The sequence below is a fragment of the Actinomycetospora sp. CA-084318 genome (assembly GCF_050955885.1).
Classification (GTDB): domain Bacteria; phylum Actinomycetota; class Actinomycetes; order Mycobacteriales; family Pseudonocardiaceae; genus Actinomycetospora.
In genome coordinates this window covers 5,743,190-5,759,508 of record NZ_CP192098.1, presented here as the reverse complement: position 1 = coordinate 5,759,508, position 16,319 = coordinate 5,743,190, and the positions used below count along the sequence as shown (strand labels likewise).

23 protein-coding genes are annotated in these 16,319 nt (G+C 74.1%); 11 read left to right on the top strand and 12 right to left on the bottom strand.

All coding sequences use genetic code 11. From position 1 onward, the window contains the following. Nucleotides 1-11: 11 nt before the first annotated feature. Entirely contained in the window at nt 12-437 is a 426-nt protein-coding gene (locus ACQPYX_RS28145) for a cupin domain-containing protein (protein ID WP_433800562.1), read from the top strand. Beyond that, nucleotides 434-736: a putative quinol monooxygenase gene (locus ACQPYX_RS28140; protein ID WP_433800561.1), complete on the top strand. Its 303-nt coding sequence runs from the start codon at nt 434-436 to the stop codon at nt 734-736. The genes ACQPYX_RS28145 and ACQPYX_RS28140 overlap by 4 nt, the downstream gene beginning before the upstream one ends. Here the strand turns inward: ACQPYX_RS28140 and ACQPYX_RS28135 are convergent. Together ACQPYX_RS28135 and ACQPYX_RS28130 are read right to left on the bottom strand one after the other, a co-directional pair. After that, complete coding sequence (locus ACQPYX_RS28135) at nt 726-1,490, bottom strand: glycoside hydrolase family 16 protein (protein WP_433800560.1); 765 nt, start codon at nt 1,488-1,490, stop codon at nt 726-728. The genes ACQPYX_RS28140 and ACQPYX_RS28135 overlap by 11 nt on opposite strands. A gap of 188 nt (nt 1,491-1,678) precedes the next feature. Then, the gene (locus ACQPYX_RS28130) at nt 1,679-3,286 is read right to left on the bottom strand and encodes a transposase (protein ID WP_433800559.1); all 1,608 of its coding nucleotides are present in this window, start codon (nt 3,284-3,286) and stop codon (nt 1,679-1,681) included. 206 nt (nt 3,287-3,492) lie between these two features. On the opposite strand from ACQPYX_RS28130, the gene ACQPYX_RS28125 reads away from it, so the two are divergent. Further along, nucleotides 3,493-3,801: a hypothetical protein gene (locus tag ACQPYX_RS28125; RefSeq protein ID WP_433800558.1), complete on the top strand. Its 309-nt coding sequence runs from the start codon at nt 3,493-3,495 to the stop codon at nt 3,799-3,801. Between the two features lie 4 nt (nt 3,802-3,805). Then, nucleotides 3,806-4,093: a DUF1330 domain-containing protein gene (locus tag ACQPYX_RS28120; protein WP_433800557.1), complete on the top strand. Its 288-nt coding sequence runs from the start codon at nt 3,806-3,808 to the stop codon at nt 4,091-4,093. On the opposite strand, the gene ACQPYX_RS28115 is transcribed toward ACQPYX_RS28120, so the two are convergent. Further along, nucleotides 4,090-4,476, bottom strand: coding sequence for a VOC family protein (locus ACQPYX_RS28115; RefSeq protein ID WP_433800556.1), 387 nt, complete (start codon nt 4,474-4,476; stop codon nt 4,090-4,092). The genes ACQPYX_RS28120 and ACQPYX_RS28115 overlap by 4 nt on opposite strands. A gap of 3 nt (nt 4,477-4,479) precedes the next feature. Beyond that, nucleotides 4,480-4,752, bottom strand: coding sequence for an ArsR/SmtB family transcription factor (locus ACQPYX_RS28110; protein ID WP_433800555.1), 273 nt, complete (start codon nt 4,750-4,752; stop codon nt 4,480-4,482). A 59-nt stretch (nt 4,753-4,811) separates the two neighbouring features. Between ACQPYX_RS28110 and aac(3) the strand changes: the two genes are divergently transcribed. From aac(3) to ACQPYX_RS28090, 4 genes are all read left to right on the top strand, one after another. Next, nucleotides 4,812-5,609, top strand: coding sequence for an aminoglycoside 3-N-acetyltransferase (gene aac(3), locus ACQPYX_RS28105; RefSeq protein ID WP_433800554.1), 798 nt, complete (start codon nt 4,812-4,814; stop codon nt 5,607-5,609). Between the two features lie 43 nt (nt 5,610-5,652). Then, nucleotides 5,653-6,192, top strand: coding sequence for a 2'-5' RNA ligase family protein (locus tag ACQPYX_RS28100; protein WP_433800553.1), 540 nt, complete (start codon nt 5,653-5,655; stop codon nt 6,190-6,192). Nucleotides 6,193-6,272: 80 nt separating this feature from the next. Then, a complete protein-coding gene (locus ACQPYX_RS28095; protein ID WP_433800552.1) occupies nt 6,273-7,022 on the top strand; it encodes a pentapeptide repeat-containing protein in 750 nt (249 codons plus the stop codon). Between the two features lie 76 nt (nt 7,023-7,098). Further along, nucleotides 7,099-7,464, top strand: a complete 366-nt coding sequence (locus tag ACQPYX_RS28090; RefSeq protein ID WP_433800551.1) for a trypco2 family protein — start codon at nt 7,099-7,101, stop codon at nt 7,462-7,464. 77 nt (nt 7,465-7,541) lie between these two features. Here the strand turns inward: ACQPYX_RS28090 and ACQPYX_RS28085 are convergent, their stop codons facing one another. The 5 genes from ACQPYX_RS28085 to ACQPYX_RS28065 form a co-directional block, all read right to left on the bottom strand. Further along, nucleotides 7,542-8,984 carry a hypothetical protein gene (locus tag ACQPYX_RS28085; protein ID WP_433800550.1) on the bottom strand — a complete coding sequence of 481 codons (1,443 nt, stop codon included), beginning with the start codon at nt 8,982-8,984 and terminating at the stop codon, nt 7,542-7,544. Between the two features lie 33 nt (nt 8,985-9,017). Beyond that, on the bottom strand, nt 9,018-9,194 hold the full coding sequence (locus tag ACQPYX_RS28080) for a hypothetical protein (protein WP_433800549.1): 177 nt from the start codon (nt 9,192-9,194) through the stop codon (nt 9,018-9,020). A gap of 9 nt (nt 9,195-9,203) precedes the next feature. Next, a complete protein-coding gene (locus ACQPYX_RS28075; RefSeq protein ID WP_433800548.1) occupies nt 9,204-10,034 on the bottom strand; it encodes a hypothetical protein in 831 nt (276 codons plus the stop codon). A 198-nt stretch (nt 10,035-10,232) separates the two neighbouring features. Next, nucleotides 10,233-10,670, bottom strand: coding sequence for an OsmC family peroxiredoxin (locus ACQPYX_RS28070; RefSeq protein ID WP_433800547.1), 438 nt, complete (start codon nt 10,668-10,670; stop codon nt 10,233-10,235). 105 nt (nt 10,671-10,775) lie between these two features. Beyond that, complete coding sequence (locus ACQPYX_RS28065) at nt 10,776-11,045, bottom strand: GlsB/YeaQ/YmgE family stress response membrane protein (protein ID WP_433800546.1); 270 nt, start codon at nt 11,043-11,045, stop codon at nt 10,776-10,778. 177 nt (nt 11,046-11,222) lie between these two features. On the opposite strand from ACQPYX_RS28065, the gene tatA reads away from it, so the two are divergent. Together tatA and ACQPYX_RS28055 are read left to right on the top strand one after the other, a co-directional pair. Next, nucleotides 11,223-11,486: a Sec-independent protein translocase subunit TatA gene (gene tatA / locus ACQPYX_RS28060; protein WP_433800545.1), complete on the top strand. Its 264-nt coding sequence runs from the start codon at nt 11,223-11,225 to the stop codon at nt 11,484-11,486. Nucleotides 11,487-11,521: 35 nt separating this feature from the next. After that, nucleotides 11,522-12,742: an acyltransferase family protein gene (locus tag ACQPYX_RS28055; protein ID WP_433800544.1), complete on the top strand. Its 1,221-nt coding sequence runs from the start codon at nt 11,522-11,524 to the stop codon at nt 12,740-12,742. Here the strand turns inward: ACQPYX_RS28055 and ACQPYX_RS28050 are convergent. From ACQPYX_RS28050 to ACQPYX_RS28040, 3 genes are all read right to left on the bottom strand, one after another. Beyond that, entirely contained in the window at nt 12,706-13,647 is a 942-nt protein-coding gene (locus ACQPYX_RS28050; protein ID WP_433800543.1) for a sucrase ferredoxin, read from the bottom strand. The genes ACQPYX_RS28055 and ACQPYX_RS28050 overlap by 37 nt on opposite strands. Continuing rightward, nucleotides 13,644-14,936, bottom strand: coding sequence for a cupin domain-containing protein (locus ACQPYX_RS28045; protein WP_433800542.1), 1,293 nt, complete (start codon nt 14,934-14,936; stop codon nt 13,644-13,646). The genes ACQPYX_RS28050 and ACQPYX_RS28045 overlap by 4 nt, the downstream gene beginning before the upstream one ends. 79 nt (nt 14,937-15,015) lie before the next feature. Next, nucleotides 15,016-15,420, bottom strand: coding sequence for a hypothetical protein (locus ACQPYX_RS28040; protein ID WP_433800541.1), 405 nt, complete (start codon nt 15,418-15,420; stop codon nt 15,016-15,018). A 111-nt stretch (nt 15,421-15,531) separates the two neighbouring features. Here ACQPYX_RS28040 and ACQPYX_RS28035 point away from each other — a divergent pair, with 111 nt between their 5' ends. Continuing rightward, nucleotides 15,532-16,287 (top strand): phosphoglyceromutase, encoded by a 756-nt coding sequence (locus ACQPYX_RS28035; protein ID WP_433800540.1) that lies wholly within the window; start codon nt 15,532-15,534, stop codon nt 16,285-16,287. Nucleotides 16,288-16,319: the final 32 nt, after the last annotated feature.

The following is a 16,319-nucleotide window of genomic DNA, read 5'->3' as shown; positions in this document are numbered from 1 at the left end:
AGGCTCGGAGGATGACCGCACACGACGGGTCCCGGTTCATCCCGTACGCCGGGGACGTCATCCGGGTCCTCGGGAAGAGCGAGGGCCTCGCGGTCTGCCGGTTGACGGTGCCGGCCGGGTTCGCCGGGCCGCCGCCGCACGTCCACCACGGGTTCGACGAGGCCATCTACGTGCTGACCGGTGCGCTGACCATGGTGCGGGACCGGGGTGAGCCCGAGCCGGTCGAGGAGCGCGGGCTGATCCTCGCCCCGCGCGGCGTGCGGCACACGTTCGCGAACCCGACGGACGAGGCGGTCCAGGTGCTCGCGGTGTGGAGCCCGGCGACGGCCCTCGAGTTCATGGCCGAGATCGGGGCCGCCCTCCCGGCGTCCGGGCCGCCGGACCCGGCACGCCTGGCCGCGATCTACCAGCGGCACGACAGCGAGATCGTGCCGTGACCGGCCCGATGGTCATCGTGGCGGGACACCTCGTGGTCGCACCCGAGCAGCGGGACGCCTACCTGGCCGGATGCGTGGCGGTCGTCGAGCAGGCACGCGCGGCCCGGGGATGCCTGGACTTCGCGCTGTCGGCGGACCTGCTGGACCCCGGGCGCATCAACATCCTCGAGCGGTGGGCGTCGCAGGCCGACGTCGAGGCGTTCCGCGGCGCGGGGACGGGCGACGACCAGGCGGCCCGGATCCTGGCCGCGTCGGTGGCCGAGTACGACGTGGCCGACGTCCGGTCGCTCACCGGCTGAGGTCGGATCCGCTCACCCGTCGGACGACGAGCTCCGGCATCGGGTCGGGGACCCCCGGGACCGCGCGGTCGGGGAAGTCGAAGACCGCGAGGATCAGCAGCATCGGGTAGTCCGGTGACTGCCGGGACCGCCGGACCACGGCGTCGTCGAGCAGGAAGTCGATGCCGTCGGCCCGCCACTCGACCGCGTACCGGTGGAACGCCGCGACGTCGATCTCGTGCGGGTCGGCCGAGAACTCCTCGACGAGGGCCGGGTCGCGGAACGGGTGGACGCCCTGCCCGACGGCCGCGGCCGGGCCGTCCACCGCGTCCCCGAACACCTCGACCAGGCAGATCTCACCGCACCGCTCCGGTCGGTCCTCCATCCCGATCATCCAGGCGGAGAACATCGACCGCGGTCCGAGCGTCGCGCGGCACTCGACCTCGATCCGCCCGCGCAGCGGGACGAACCCGCGACTCTCCGGCTGCTCCTCGGCGACGACCAGACCCTCCCGGAACGGCTGCTGGCCGTCGGTGCTGCCGACCGGGCCGGACCGGTTCCCGGACTGCACGGCCGAGACCCGCAGCGGTGGACGGTGCAGGTCGGGACACCAGACCGGGTGGTCGTCGGGGATCGTGAGGTGCAGGCCGTCGTCGTGCAGGGCGTAGGTCGCCGCGGCCGCCGCCCGGGAGCTCCACGCCGGGAGGTACGCGGGCGTCCAGACGTCGAGGTCCAGGTCGGGGCCGGCGAACGACTCGTCGAAGGTCGCGGGCATGCCGCGCAGCGTAGGGCCGTCAGGGAAGATCTCGTTCTGCGGAGCGATCTGCTCGCTCAGCAGGCTGTTGCCAAATTAGTCCTGCGTCGGCTCAGTCCGGTAGCGATCAGCGTTGAGGTTGACCGCTGGTGGGGGGTTCGCGGCCCGCGCCGGGGTGCCCGCGAAGCGGGCGCCCCCGCGCTGTTGTCTCAGGTGGGGGCGGCGTGGAGGCGGTGGAGCTTGCGTAGGTTGTGGGCCAGGGCGGCGAGGGTGACTTCGGCGTCGGCGGCGGCCAGTCCGCGGCGGGTGATGCGGGCGAGGAGTTTCTTGACGTTGCCGATGCCGGGTTCGACGGTGGCGCCGCGGCGTTTGTAGGTGGCCCGGCCCTCGGGGGTCCTTAGTCGGTGGTCCATGCGTTCGCGGGCGGTCGCCTCGGGCGGCGGCTCGCCTTCGGCGGGGTGTTCGCGGGCGGCCCGCTCGACGGCGCGGCCTTTGCCCAGCGCGATCAGCCGGTCCGGGCCGGGGGCGGTGAGGTTGGCGTGGCTGGCATAGCCGGCGTCGGCGAGCACGACGCCGATCCCGCCGTGCTCACCGGGGCAGGCCTGCGGGTCGCGGGCCAGGGCGATCTCGACCGCGGCGGCGACCGCGGCCTGGGTCATCGGGGTGAACCAGGCCCCGTCGAAGGGGTCGTTGGTGGCGCGGACGGCGAGCACGAGCTGATCGTCCGAGACCACGAACTGCACGTTGTAGCCCTGGGTCCAGCCCCGCCTGGTCTTCATCAACCGCGAGTCGGGGTCGGTCAGATTCCGCAGCACCCCAGCCCCCGACCCCGACCCCGACCCCGACCCCGCCTGCGGCTCGGCGGACGCGGCGGCGAGTTGGCGGGCGAGGTGTTCGGCTTTGGCCCGGGCCCGGGCCAGCGCTGCTTCGGCGCGGACCACGACCACGGCCTTGTCGACCGGGCGGGGGCAAGCGCCCTGGGGGGCGTAGTAGAACAGCGGGCGGGCCCGGTGATCAGCCCAGCCCTGGTGCCACCGGTCGATCTTGGTTTGCTGCTCGGCGCGTAGCCGGGCGACGTCGGCCTCGCGGGCCTGGACCCGCACCTCGAGCTTCGCGGCCTTCGCCGTGAGGTCGGCCTGCGCGCTCTGCCCGGCGTCCTCCAGCTCGGCCAAACACGTCTGAATCCGTGCCTGCCGGTCTCCGGCCCCCTGCTCAGCCCACCCCGCCGGGCCCCGATCGCCACCCTCAGGGTCACCTCCGGCGTCGAGTCGCTGTCCTTCGGCGGCGTCAGTGGCCGCGGCGGCCTCGACCCGCTCGGCGGCCTGGCGGGCGAACCAGTCGCGGCCGTGGTTCGCCCCGGGTGAGGCGTCGCCGGTGAACTTCGACCCGTCGATCGCGACCGTGCCGACCTGCCCCAGCCCGGCCCGCGCACACAACCGCAGGACCTGGGCGAACACCTCGACGAACTTCTCCTGGTGCGCGGCGCGGAACCGGGCGATCACCGTGTGGTCGGGAATGTCACCGGCGCAGAGCACCCGGAACGCGACATCGGTGTGACAGAGCCGCTCGATGCGCCGCGAGGACTGCAGCCCGTTGGCATACGCGTAGATCAACAGGCCGAGCAGCAGGTCCGGGTCGTAGCCCGCCCGGCCCGCCGTCGATCCCGTGTCCGGACCCTGCTCGCGGCGCCGTGGCCGCCGCGCGAACACCGACGTGTCCATCGCCGCGATCACCTCGAGCAGGAACCACACCAGATGATCCGCCGGCAGCCACTCACGCATGTCCGGCGGCAGCAGGAACCCCTGATCCCGCCGCACCGGCCGATACCCCTTTGCCACCCCAAGATCTTCCCGACCACCGAAGATCAACAGAAGAGCGAATTGGCAACAGCCTGTCAGCGAACACGTCGCTCGGCTCGTCCGGATCATGAGCGGCGTCCACGTCCCGGCAACGACCCAGCCCGACCCGTCCCCATCGCGTCAACGGTCCGGCCAGGCGACCGCCCGCGGCGTAGGACGGGGGCATGCGCAACGAGGTCGGATCGATGGACGAGGTCGTGGACTACCTGCTCGAGCTCACCGAGCACGGAGCGGGCCTGTGCCCGGCCGGGGTGGACCGCACGCAGTGGTCGCGGGACGTCCTGGCCGAGCTCGCGCACGCGGTGGAGCTGCTGGAGGGCGCGGTCGAACGGGTGTCCGGCCGGCACAACCCGGTGGTGGCCCGCAACGCCCACATCCTCGCGACGACGATCAACGCCCACCGCAACCTCGCGCTCGCCCGGGTGCCCGCACCCGCCGTCGGGACGAAGGGGTGGACACGCCGGGCAGGCTGAGCCCGTGAGCGCCTACTGGATCAACACCTTCCGCGAGATCCGGGACCAGGAGAAGCTCGACGCGTACGTCGCGCTCGCCGGGCCGGCGATGCGCGACGGCGGCGGGACCTTCCTGGCCCGCGGCACACCGGCGGCCGCGTTCGAGCAGGGGACGACCGAGCGGACGACGCTGATCGCGTTCGACAGCGTGGAGCAGGCCGTCGCCGCCTACGAGAGCCCGGCCTACCAGGCGGCGTTGGCGGCCCTCGGCGACGGCGCGATCCGCGACATCCGCATCATCGAGGCGATCTAGGCGGAGAACAGCTGGATCAGGTTGCCGCACGTGTCGTCGACGACGGCGATCGTGACCGGCCCGGCCGGCGTCGGCGGTTGGACGACCATGACGCCCCGGCCCTGCAGGCGCTCCACCTCGGCCGCGACGTCGTCGACCTCGAACGCCGTCGCCGGGATGCCGTCCTCCACGAGTGCCTCCCGGAACGGCTTCACGGCCGGGTGCTCGGCGGGCTCGAGGAGGAGCTGGGCGCCGTCGGGGTCGCCGGGCCCGGTCAGCGTGAGCCACCGGTGCTCGCCCATCGGCACGTCGTGCCTGACCTCGAACCCGAGGGCGTCGCGGTAGAACCCCAGCGCGCGCTCCTGGTCGTCGACGAACACGCTGCAGTAGGACACCTGGGGCATCGCTCACTCCTCCGGGACGGGCCACCGCTGCGCGACGTCGCGCAGCGGGCGGGTGTCGAGATCGTGGAACTTGTAGCGGCCCTCGCGGCGGACGTGGACCAACCCGGCCTCCTCGAGGACGGCGAGATGCTGGGACACGGCCTGCCGCGTGGGCGAGAGGCCGCGCTCGAGCAGCGCGCCGCACAGCGCGAACAACGTCTGGCCGTCGGTCGCGGTGAGCGCATCGAGCAGCGCGCGACGCGTGGGGTCGGCCAGCGCGCGGTAGATGTCGCCCACCGCGGGAGCATAGGCAAGTATCCGCTTGCCTGTCCAGGATGTCCGGCTATCGTCGGGCCGTGCTGATCACCCGCGCCGACCTCACCGCCGACCTGCGCGGACTCGGCCTCGCCCCCGGTGACGCGGTCCTCGCGCACGGCGCCCTCGGCGCGCTGGACCCGACGGTGGGCGGCCCCGACACCGTGATCGGTGCCCTCCTCGACGCCGTCTCGCCCGGCGGCACCGTGCTCGCCTACACCGACTGGCACGCCCCGTACGCCGACGAGCTCGACGACGCCGGGCGCGTGCCGGAGGCGCTGCGCCCGCACGTCCCGCCGTTCGACGCCGCGTCCTCCCGCGCGATGCGCGAGAACGGCGTGCTCCCGGAATTCCTCCGCACGACGCCGGGTGCGTGCCGCAGCGCCGCGGCCGGCGCGTCGTTCGCGGCGCTCGGCGCGGAGGCCGCGTGGTTCACCGCCGACCACCCGCTCGACTACGGCTACGGGCCCGGGTCGCCGTTGGCGAAGCTCGTGGAGCGCGCCGGCAAGGTCGCGCTGATCGGCGCGCCGTGGGACACGATGACGCTCCTGCACCACGCCGAGCACCTCGCCGACCTCCCCGGCAAGCGCGTCATCCGCTACGAGGTCCCCTTCGCGACGGCGGACGGGGTCACCTGGCGCTGGGTCGAGGAGTTCGACACGGCCGACCCGGTGGTCGAGGCCTTCACGGAGGACTACTTCGCGACGATCGTCGGTGACTTCGTCGCCGCCGGGGGCGGGCGCGAGGGACGGGTCGGCAAGGCGCCGAGCCTCGTCGTCGACGCCGCGCCGATGTGCGCGTTCGCGGTGGCGTGGATGGAGGAGCGCGCCGGGCGATGATCAGCATCTGCCCCGCGACGATCCGTCACGGCAGGATGGCCCGGTGAGCAGCACACCGACCGAGTCCGCCGTCCTCGCGCTGGTACCGGAGGCCGAACCCGTCGTCGGGACGGCGCGCCGGGAGCTGGACCCGACGACCGCGACGGGCGTGCCCGCGCACGTCACCGTCCTCTACCCCTTCCTGCCGCCGGCGGAGATCGACGACGCGGTGGTCGCGCGTCTCCGGCACGCGGTCGCGGGGGCCGGTGCGATCGACTGCTCCTTCCCGACGACCGGGTGGTTCGGCGAGGACTACCTCTGGCTCGCCCCGCGCCCGTCGGCGCCGTTCGCCGACCTGACGGCGTGCGTGTGGGAGGCCTTCCCCGACTGCCCGCCCTACCGCGGCGAGCACGAGCCGCTGCCGCACCTGACGATCGGCTACGGCTCGGTCGCGACGATGGAGGCGCTGCGCGCGGTCGAGGCACGGGTGGTGCCGCACCTGCCGTTCGACGCGCGCATCGAGTCGCTGCACCTGTTGGTGGGCTCGCGCGAACCCGACTCGTGGCGGGTGCTCGCGGAGCTGCCGCTCACGGGAGAGCGCTGAGCCCGCCCCATCCGGCAGCGAAGCGTCGTTGCTGTCACCCAGTGGCAGGAGTGCCACATCGTCGAACCGAGGAGGCGGACGTGGAGCTGACCGCGGACTGCGGACGGTGCGCCGGCCTCTGCTGCGTGGCGCCCGCGTTCACGCGCTCGGCGGACTTCGCGATCTCCAAGCCGGCCCGCACCCCGTGTCCGAACCTGGCCGTGGGCGTCCCCGGTGAGCCCGCGCCCTGCACGATCCACGACGTCCTGCCCGAGCGCGGCTTCCCCGGCTGCGTCACGTTCGACTGCTTCGGCGCCGGGCAGCGCGTGACCGCGTGGGCCGACTGGCGCGTCGCCCCGGACGAGGCGTTCGGCGCGTTCGACGTGATGCGGGCCCTGCACGAGGTGCTCTGGTACCTCGCCGAGCCGGTCGACGCGCTCGCCGCGGAGCGTTCCGCCCTCGCCGAGCGGGTCGCGGCGCTCGGCCCGGAGGCGGACGTCGCGGCGGTGCGCGGCGAGGCGGGAGAGCTGTTCGGGCGGACCAGCGAGGTCGTCCGCGGGGCGGACGCGCCCTCGATGGCCCGGGCGGACCTCGTCGGGAAGGACCTCCGGCGCCGGCGGCTGGCCGACGTCTCCCTGCGCGGCGCCCTGCTCATGGGCGCCGACCTGCGGGGCGTCGACCTCGGGCGGGCCGACCTGCTCGGCGCCGACCTGCGGGGTGCGGACCTGCGCGGGGCCTCGTTGCGGTCGGTGCTCTTCCTGACGAATCCGCAGGTCACCTCGGCGCGTGGGGACGCGTCGACCACGTTGCCGGCGCGGGTCCACCGACCGGGGGCGTGGACCTCGTCGTGACAGCGAAGCGTCGTCACCGGCGCCCAGTGGCAGCAACGACGCTTCGCTGTCGGGCTCCACGGCTACCGTGCGCGCCATGGCGGACGACGACGAGCAGGGGCTCGGGCTCGACACGGTGCTGAAGGCCCTGCGACACGACCTGCTCGAGGCCCAGCAGGACGGCGGACCCACCACCGGGCTGGCGGTGCAGTCGGTGGAGATCGAGCTCTCGGTGGAGATCAGTCGCAGGGTCAGCGCGAACGGCGAGGTCGGCGCGAAGTGGTTCGTGCTCTCCGGCTCGGCGTCCGGCGAGGGCAGCCGGAAGCGCACGAGCACGAACCGGATCACGCTGACGCTCGGCCCGCTCTCGGCCGGGACCGACTCCACCCCGGCCACCACGGAGCGGCCGATCGCGGGCGCCGACGTCTCGGCGGGCGTGATCTCGGGAGCCGGGCCGACCTGACGAAGGGGCGTTCCTGCCGCTGGATGACAGCAGTGGGACGAGCACGCCGATAGGGCTTCGCTGCCACGGAGCGGAGATCAGGTCCGCCCGCGCCGCCCCGTCACGTAGTGGCCGGGCGCGGCGATCCGGACCTCCCGGCGCTGCCCGTGGTCCGGCCCCACCCGGTGGGCCAGCCGCCCGACGTGCAGCGCGATGAGCCCGGAGAGCAGGGGCTCGTGGTGGGTGGAGGCGGTGGAGTCGAGCACCGCCTCGCCGAGCACGTCGGGCTCGCCGCGCGCCCGGGCGTCCCGGTCGACTGCCTCGACCACCCACACGTACTCCGGCATGAGGGTGAGCCGGTACAACCGCACCAGCGACGCGTCGAGGCCGCGCTCGGCGAGGCGCTCCAGCCACTCGTCGGACCGGGTCACGTACGTCCGCCACGTCAGGTCGGCGCGCGCGACGGGCTCGTCGGGGTCGGCCTGCGCGAGGTAGCCGTGGAACCAGTGCTCGCCCGCGGCCTCGGCGCGCTCGGCCGTGACGTAGACCTGCGGCAGCAGGGGCACCAGCGCCGTCTGCCAGGGGCGGTGCGCGTCGTCGACCTCGTCGAACGGGTCGGCCACCTCGAGGTAGGGGCCGCGCGCGTCGTCGTGGCGCCAGAGCCTCACCCCGGCCCCGGGTTCCGGCGAGACCCGTCGATAGCCCACCACCACCCACGCGTGTGTCCGGGAGATCACCACCGGCGGCGCCTGGGAGTTGACGTAGCGGCAGAGGATGCCGCCCAGCGTCAGCATCCCGGCCTCGTCGTCCTCGGCCCGCGTGCCGGGCAGGTGCACCAGGCCCGGCGAGAGTCCGAGCCGGGTCGCGCCCGCCATCATCTGCTGCACCGACAGTCCCTCGCTGGGCACCTGGCGGCCGACGATCACGCCGCCGAGCGCCGCGTCGTGCACCTCCGCGGTCAGCCGCCGGGGCACGCCGTGCGCGAGGTGCGCGTGCCGCAGCGCCATCCACAGCGTCGCGTGCGCGCACCGCAGGTACTCCGCGTCCTGCGACAGGAACGGCATCCCGCGCACCGTGAGCGCGGTGCCGAACAGCGACACCCGCTCGGTCGCCTCGCACCGCACCCCGCCGTCGAGCCCCGGTGGTGGCGTGATCATCGTCGGCCCGACGGGCGTCGCGGGCAGCGGCCGCAGCGTCGTGTAGCCCCGGTAGGACGACGGGTCGAGCGCGGTCACGTCCGCCGGGTCGACCTCACCGGTGAACAGGTGCCAGCGGTGGGTCACCGACGGGTGGCGGCGGAAGAGCCGCCCGTGGAAGGCGGCGTGCTCGCTGCGCCAGTCCGCGTCGAGGTGGCGCTGCTCGACGACCAGCGACCGCACCCCGTGCTCCCGCGCCAGCGCGACGATCCGCTCGAGGGGCGCGCTCGGGGCGCCGCCGGCGTAGAAGTCGACGAGCTGCTCCCACGTGCCGTCGACGGTCACGTCGTACACGGCGGCCGCCGCGTCGTCCGGCGACCACGCCAGGAAGGGCCACTCGCTCACGTGGCCAGACCTATCACGGGGGCCCGACGACGATCAGCGCAGCCGGATGCCGTCGCTTTCGTACTCCGCGCGCAGCTCGGCGTCGCGCACCCGCCGCAGCGCCGCCACGAACGCCTGCTCGCGCTCCGGGCGGTGCAGCCCGAGGCGCTCGGCGAGGTCCCCGGCGGGTTCGCCGGGTTCGACGACCGCACGCCTGCCCGTCGACACCATGGCCCCAGATTACGCCGGAATCGGCTCGGGGAGGCGTTTCCCGACGACGGGTGCCGGCGCCTCGGCGGGCGCGCTGCGGGCCAGGACGACGCAGGCGAGCGCCGCGACCGCCAGCACGAGCGGGGCGACGAGGTAGAACGCCGCCGAGACCTCGTCGCCGAGCAACGGGCCGAGCAGGGACGGTGGGACGACCTCGGCGACGACCACGACCGCCGTCACCGTGGTGACCGACCCGAGCCGCAGCGCGACCGTCCACCACAGGCAGCCGAGCGCACCGGTCACGGCCGCCAGCAGCGCGGGCGCGGAGGTGAGGGCCGCGAGCGGGTGGGTGAGGTCGACGAGCTTCACCGCGGTGGAGCAGGCGGCGAAGGCCAGGCCGGAGCAGACCCCGACGAGCCAGGCCCGCCGGGCCACCGACCCCGCCAGCCCGGCCAGCCCGACCACGGCCGCCGTCACGAGGAGCCCGACCTCCAGGCCCACCGTGTCCGTCGCCGTGCCCGACTCCCCGGCGACCGACGCCAGCACCACCAGCGACGCCGACAGCGCACCGACCGCCCCGATCCCGCGCAGGCCCAGCCGCGTCCCGAACCACCAGCGGGCGGCGAGCGCGGTGACGGCGAGGCTCCCGCTGACGGCGCACTGCGCGACCGCCATCGACACCGTCTGCAGCGCGAGCACGTGGGCGAGCGCGCCCAGGCCCTCGGCCACCGTGCCCGCAACGAAGGCGGGGTGGCGCAGCATCGCGGTCCACGACCGCCCCGACGCGGCGAGCGCCGTCGCCTGCGCCACGGAGCCGGCGCCGAACAGCACGGCCGCGAGCAGCACCCACGTGATCCCCATGCTCCCGAGGCTCGGACACCGCCCTGTGCAGGAGCTGGGCGCGGGGTGGGACCCCGATGCGGAACGAGCGAACGGCCCGTTCGCGCATCTAGATGCTGCGACAGTGCCGTTCGCTCGGGACGGAGGTGACCCCCGGAACGACGAACGGGCCGTCCGTCACCGATGACGGTGACGAACGGCCCGTTCGGGGACCGCTGCTCAGCTGTCGAGCGCGGCGTCCAGCGTGATCGTGGTGCCGGCGAGCGCCTTGGAGACCGGGCAGGTCTCCTCGGCGGTCTTGGCCAGCTCCTTGAACTTCGCCTCGTCGACCCCGTCGACGGTGGCGCGCAGCGTGATGGCGATGCCGCTGATCTCGAACCCGCCGCCCTTCGCCGGCGACAGCGTCACCTCGGCGCTGACGTCGATCGACTTCGCGGTCAGGTTCTCGCTGCCGAGGACGCCGGAGAGGTTCATCGCGAGGCACGACGAGTGCGCCGCGGCGATCAGCTCCTCCGGGCTGGTCTGCCCGTTGGGGTCCTCGGCGCGCGTCGGGAAGGAGACGTTGAACTGTCCGGCGTTGGACGAGTCCAGCGTGACGCTGCCCTTGCCGTCCTGCAGGCCGCCTTCCCAGTGGGTGGTGGCGTCGCGGCTCGGCATCGTTGCCTCCAAGAGATCGTGGGATCGTTCAGTCGTACACAACCGAACGGGCCCGTGCCGGGATTCCCGACGAGCCGGGGAACCCTCCGTTCGGAGAGGTCCGGGTCAGGCGCGGGTCTTGCGTCCCGTCACCTTGTTGTAGATGACCAGCAGGATGATCGCGAAGATGATCGACCCGATCCAGCCGACGGGGTTCGACAGCGTGATGCGCCCGGTGAACAGGGAGAAGACGAGCCCGCCCACGACCGACCCGAGGATGCCGAGGCCGATGGTCGGGAGGATCCCGATGTTGTCCTTGCCGGGGACCAGCGCGCGGGCGATGAAGCCGACGATGAGGCCGAAGATGATCCAGCCGATGATGGTGAAGACGACCATGACGAGGCCTTTCCGGGCGAGGTGACGATGCAGTCACCGATTCGCCCCGTCCGCGCCGTGATCAAACCTCCCGGTCGAGGGTTTCCGACGGTCTTTGCCCGATGCTCACCATCTCGGGGCTAGCCTCGCCTCCGAACGGCCGCACCTGCGGCCGCGGATCGATGCGAGGTGGGAACGATGGGTTCACTGAGCCCGGTGCACTGGGCGATCGTGCTCGTCGTGGTGCTGTTGCTGTTCGGGTCGCGCAAGCTCCCGGACATGGCCCGGGGCCTGGGGCAGTCCATGCGGATCCTCAAGGCGGAGAGCCGTGCGATGGCCGAGGACGGCCGTCCGGGCGAGTCCGGTCGGACGACGGGTGAAGAGCCCGTGAGCCAGAACGGGAGCACACGACCGGCCGCGGCGTCGCAGGACCCGCCGAGCGCGGAGCGCCACGCCTCGTGAGCTGACGGTCGCCGTGCGTTGCTACCGTGCCGCCGGTGACCGACATCGTGCAGCGACCGGCCTCGCCGTCGCCGCACGCCCGGACGCGGTGGCGCACCCCGACACCGCCCCCGGACGGGTCCGCCCGGCCGCCGCGGACCCCCGGGGGCTCGGCGCGACGGGTCAGCTGGGACGTCCTGCGGTGCGGGTTCGTCCTGTTGGTGATGCTCTACCACTCGACGTTCATCGGCCCGCTCGTCTACCACGACATCCTGCCGAAGAACTACACCTTCCCCCACCAGGTCGGGGCGAGCCTGCTGCTCGTCCTGTCCGCGTACTTCATCGCCGCGACGGTGCGCCGCGGCGGTGCGCGCCGGGGTGGGACCGCCCGGTGGTGGTGGGGCAAGCTCGCGCGGCTGCTGCCGGCGTTCTTCGTCGCGACGGTGAACGCCTGGCTCTTCCTGCGCTACCTCGCCCCCGACGGCTGGTACCTGCCGGGGAAGAAGGACCTGCTCGCCAACCTGGCGATGCTCTGGCACTGGGACCCGAGCTGGGGGTTCGTCGACGGCTCGTACTGGACGATCCCGCTGCAGCTGATGGCGTTCTGCCTGGCCGCGGTCATGTGGCGGGGCCCGCTCGGGAGCGGCGTCGCGCTGCGGGTGGTGATGTGGCTGGCGGTGCTGGTGCCCGCCGCGCAGTGGTACTACCGCGCCACCCTGCCCCCGGGGACCACGTACGCGTTCGTCGTCGACGGCCTCGGCATCTTCCGGTGGCACCTGTTCGTCGCGGGCGTCGCGGTCTGGATGTACTCCACCGGCCGCCTGCGCCTGCCGCACTTCCTCGCGCTCGAGGTCGCCGCGATCGGTGAGCACGCGCTCCAGACCTCGGCGCTCGACCCGACCGCCGGCTGGGACACGGACTGGACCGCCGTCGTGCTCGTGGGGCTCGGCGTCGTCGCGATGACCCTCGCCGCCGTCGGCCCGGACTGGGGTCGGTGGCTGCCCGACCGCGTCACCCGTGCGGTCACCTGGGGCGCGGGCATCTCCTACGGCGTCTTCCTGACGCACCAGACGGTCGGCTACGTCGTCATGCGCCGCGCCCAGCAGCTCGGGGTGGGGCCCACGTTGCAGACCGGTCTCATGATCGTCACCGGCGTCCTCTGCGGGTGGCTCCTGACGAAGGCGGTCGAACGCCCGGTGCACCGCCGCCTGATGGCGTGGTGGGACGCCGGCCCCGCCCGCTACGGGCGGGTCGGGGTCAGCGACACCAGGTCGTAGGTCCGCATCGACGCGGTGCGGCCCGCACTGCAGGTCAACGGGGTCGCTGACGGGACCCAGCGTTCCCGCACGGTCACCTCGAGCGGGCCCTCCGGCCCCGCGAGCCGCACGGTCACGACGGCGGGTTCGGTCGCGTCGGGCGTGACGTCGAGCGGCGCGAGCGCCGCCACCCGGTGCTCGCCGAGCGCGAGCCGGGCGTGGTGCTGGGCGCCCTGGACCGCCGGGGCCAGACCGGCACGGCCGCGGACGAGCGTCGGGTCGACCTCCCCGGCGTCGTAGCGCTCCGCCACCCGCACCGCCTCGGTCGCCGGCACCCGCCCGAGCACGAGCCCGTGCGGGAGCAGCACGACGTTGGCCGCGAAGCGGTCGCCGCCGGTGTGCGTGGTCTCCCAGGTGCGGTCGGCGTACTCGGTGGCGAGCACGGCGGCGACCGGCCGGCCGCGCATCGCACAGCACGCGTCGTGCCGGCCGTGCGCGCACACCAGGTAGATCGGTTCGGCGGACGGCTCGGTGGACGCCTCGAGGTCGGCCAGCGCGGCCGGGAGCGCCTCGGGCGAGTCGACCCGACCCCACCGCACCGACTCGTGCCCGATCCGCGAGTCGACCACTGCGAACCGGCCGCCGGCCTCGGTGGGCGCGCCGCGCACCGCGGTGCGCCGGATCAATTGGAACCGCGCCTCGTGGGCGCGGCAGAACTCGTCCACCGCCTCGACGACGCCGGCGGAGAAGCCGGCGCCGCCCAGGGCCTGGAAGCCCCACGGGCCGGGGTGTTCCACCAGGAGCCATCGGCGGGCCGGCGGGGCGGAGGCGAACAGCGGGTCGTTCCGTTCCCGCGCGGCGGCCGAGCAGCGGAACTGCGCCGGGTCGTCGGCCGGGTCCTGTCGGGTCAGAGCGTCCGCCGTCACCGGTCCGTCGTACCTCCTGCGACCCGCTCGGCGCCAGCGACCGACTCCGGCGTCACCAGCACACCTTCCCTGAGCAGACGTCGCGCGACGACGAGCGCGTCGCCCGGCTCGTCCTCCGGGACGTCCCCGAGGCGCGCCGGGTCGCCCGCGAGCAGCACCGCGAGCGGCGTCGCGGCCGCGGCGGGCAGCTCGAGCGAGCGGTCCGGGAGGTCGAGCACGACCTTCCCCGACCCCGCGTCGGGCAGGAGCCGGTGTCGGAGGCCGAGCCGCGGCTGCACCACCGTGTCGGCGTCGAGCGCGGCGATCGCCGCGGCCTGCCGCAGCGGGAGCAGCGACTCGGGTCGGTTGCCGTTCCAGACGCGGCCGCGCAGGCCCCGCGAGGTCCGCGCGGCGTCGGGGGTGCGGGTGAAGTACTCGGCGGCCTTCCGGGCGACCGCCTCGACGTGTGGGGCCAGGGAGGCGGGGTCGGCGACGTCGACGCCGAGGGGCAGCGAGGCGCGCAGTTCCGGGTCGTCGGCCAGGCCGGCGAGGAGGGTCTGCAGCACGGCGTGCCGGGTGAGGACGTGGATCCCGACCGTGAGGTGGGCGGAGATCTCGCCCTGCGCGGTCGCCGAGTGCAGGAACCCGCGCGGGAGGTAGAGGACGTCGCCGGGGTGGAGGACCTCGTCGAGCAGCGGCTCGCCGGCGGCCTGCTCACGCACGGCGGCCGCGTGGTCGTTCCACGGCTGGTCGCGCAGCGGGTCGGTGTGCACCGGGGCGTGGACGTGCCAGCGCTTGGTGCCGGCGATCTGGAGGACGAAGACGTCGTGGACGTCGTAGTGCGCGGAGAACCCGGTCGACGACGGCGGGGTGATGTACGCGTTGACCTGCACCGGGTGACCCAGGTCCGCGTTCAGGCCGCTCGCGAGGCGGGCGACGGGATCCCAGGTGCGGTGCACGCCCTGCAGCACCACGGTGTGGCCGTCGGCGAACAGGCCGGCGACGCGGTCGTCGCGGACCTGGTCGGACACCTCGGCGCCCACACCACCGTCGCCGGTGAAGTGCTTCGAGTCGACCACCGTGCCCTGCTTCGCGACGCGCAGGAACGGCGTGCGCAGGCCGCGGCGGGCCAGCAGCTCGTCGACGGCGTCGAGCGAGAACAGGTCCGCGAAGGACCCGGAACGGTCGGCCTCGTCGTGCTTGGCGAGGTCGTCGGCGCGCGAGAGCACCGCCTGTCGGCCCCACGCCTCGTCGGCGAACGCGTCGAGGTCGCCGGCCACGCAACGGCGCAGGAACGGGCGGTCGGTCATGGGGTGTGTGTCCTCCGGAGTCGGACAGGGAAGCGGTGGAGGTCGCTGTCACGACCTCCACCGCTCACCTGCGAAGCACCTACGCGCCGCCGTCGGCCCCACCGTCGGAGCCGCCACCGCGGGCGCCGCCGTCGGCCGGGCCGTGCCCGGCCGAGCCGTCCGCGCCGCCGTCGGCGGAGTTGCCGGTCGCGCCACCGTCGGCCGGGCCGTGACCGGCACCGCCGTCCGCGCCACCGTCCGCGCCGCCGTCGGCACCACCGTCGGCGCCGCCACCGGCCGCGCCGCCGTCGGCCGGGCCGTGGCCCGCACCGCCGTCGGCGCCGCCGTCCGCACCGTTGCCCGCTGCGCCACCGTCGGCCGGGCCGTGGGCACCGCCGTCGGCGCCACCGTCCGCACCGCCGTCGGCACCGCCACCCGAGGCGCCACCGTCAGCGGGGCCGTGGCCGGGGTTCGACCCGGAGGTGGTGATGTCGTCGTCGTTCATCCCTGCTCCTTCTCGATCACGGGGAGGGCGGCCAGGCCGCCCGGTCGCGGGACGGCTACCCCCGGCCGATTCGTCCTACGCCCCCGACCCGGCCCGTTAGGGTCCGAGGCCATGAGCGTCGGAACGCTGGTGCTGCTGCGGCACGGGCAGAGTGAGTGGAACGAGAAGAACCTGTTCACCGGATGGGTGGACGTCCCGCTCTCCGCGACCGGTGAGCAGGAGGCCCGGCGGGGCGGACAGCTCCTCGGCGACGCCGGGCTGCTCCCCGACGTGCTGCACACGTCGCTGCTGCGCCGCGCCATCGCCACCGCGCAGATCGCCCTCGACGTCTGCGACCGCCACTGGATCCCGGTCCGGCGCGACTGGCGCCTCAACGAGCGGCACTACGGCGCGCTGCAGGGCAAGGACAAGAAGCAGACGATGCAGGAGTACGGCGAGGAGCAGTTCCAGATCTGGCGCCGCTCCTACGACACCCCGCCGCCGCCGATCGACCCCGACGACGAGTACGCCCAGACCGGCGACCCGCGCTACGCCGACCTCGGCGCCGCGATGCCGCGCACCGAGTGCCTCAAGGACGTCCTGGAGCGGCTCCTGCCGTATTGGAGCGAGGCCGTCGTCCCGGACCTGCGCGCCGGCCGCACCGTCCTGGTCGCCGCGCACGGCAACTCGCTGCGCGCGGTGGTCAAGCACCTCGACGGCGTGGACGACGAGACGATCGCCGGGCTGAACATCCCCACGGGCATCCCGCTGCGCTACGACCTCCAGGCCGAGGGGGACGACCTCCGCCCGACGAACCCCGGCGGGACCTACCTCGACCCGGAGGCCGCGAAGGACGCGATCGCGGCGGTGGCGAACCAGGGCCGGTGAGTCCGGCGTCGGACCGGCGTCGATGAACGCCA

What these genes read in the sequence shown, in the direction of transcription:
- ACQPYX_RS28145 (WP_433800562.1), top strand. Translation starts at nt 12, where the DNA reads ATGACCGCACACGACGGGTCCCGGTTCATCCCGTACGCCGGGGACGTC.
- ACQPYX_RS28135 (WP_433800560.1), bottom strand. Translation starts at nt 1,490, where the DNA reads ATGCCCGCGACCTTCGACGAGTCGTTCGCCGGCCCCGACCTGGACCTC.
- ACQPYX_RS28125 (WP_433800558.1), top strand. Translation starts at nt 3,493, where the DNA reads ATGCGCAACGAGGTCGGATCGATGGACGAGGTCGTGGACTACCTGCTC.
- ACQPYX_RS28115 (WP_433800556.1), bottom strand. Translation starts at nt 4,476, where the DNA reads ATGCCCCAGGTGTCCTACTGCAGCGTGTTCGTCGACGACCAGGAGCGC.
- ACQPYX_RS28090 (WP_433800551.1), top strand. Translation starts at nt 7,099, where the DNA reads ATGGCGGACGACGACGAGCAGGGGCTCGGGCTCGACACGGTGCTGAAG.
- ACQPYX_RS28080 (WP_433800549.1), bottom strand. Translation starts at nt 9,194, where the DNA reads ATGGTGTCGACGGGCAGGCGTGCGGTCGTCGAACCCGGCGAACCCGCC.
- ACQPYX_RS28075 (WP_433800548.1), bottom strand. Translation starts at nt 10,034, where the DNA reads ATGGGGATCACGTGGGTGCTGCTCGCGGCCGTGCTGTTCGGCGCCGGC.
- ACQPYX_RS28070 (WP_433800547.1), bottom strand. Translation starts at nt 10,670, where the DNA reads ATGCCGAGCCGCGACGCCACCACCCACTGGGAAGGCGGCCTGCAGGAC.
- ACQPYX_RS28065 (WP_433800546.1), bottom strand. Translation starts at nt 11,045, where the DNA reads ATGGTCGTCTTCACCATCATCGGCTGGATCATCTTCGGCCTCATCGTC.
- tatA (WP_433800545.1), top strand. Translation starts at nt 11,223, where the DNA reads ATGGGTTCACTGAGCCCGGTGCACTGGGCGATCGTGCTCGTCGTGGTG.
- ACQPYX_RS28045 (WP_433800542.1), bottom strand. Translation starts at nt 14,936, where the DNA reads ATGACCGACCGCCCGTTCCTGCGCCGTTGCGTGGCCGGCGACCTCGAC.
- ACQPYX_RS28040 (WP_433800541.1), bottom strand. Translation starts at nt 15,420, where the DNA reads ATGAACGACGACGACATCACCACCTCCGGGTCGAACCCCGGCCACGGC.
- ACQPYX_RS28035 (WP_433800540.1), top strand. Translation starts at nt 15,532, where the DNA reads ATGAGCGTCGGAACGCTGGTGCTGCTGCGGCACGGGCAGAGTGAGTGG.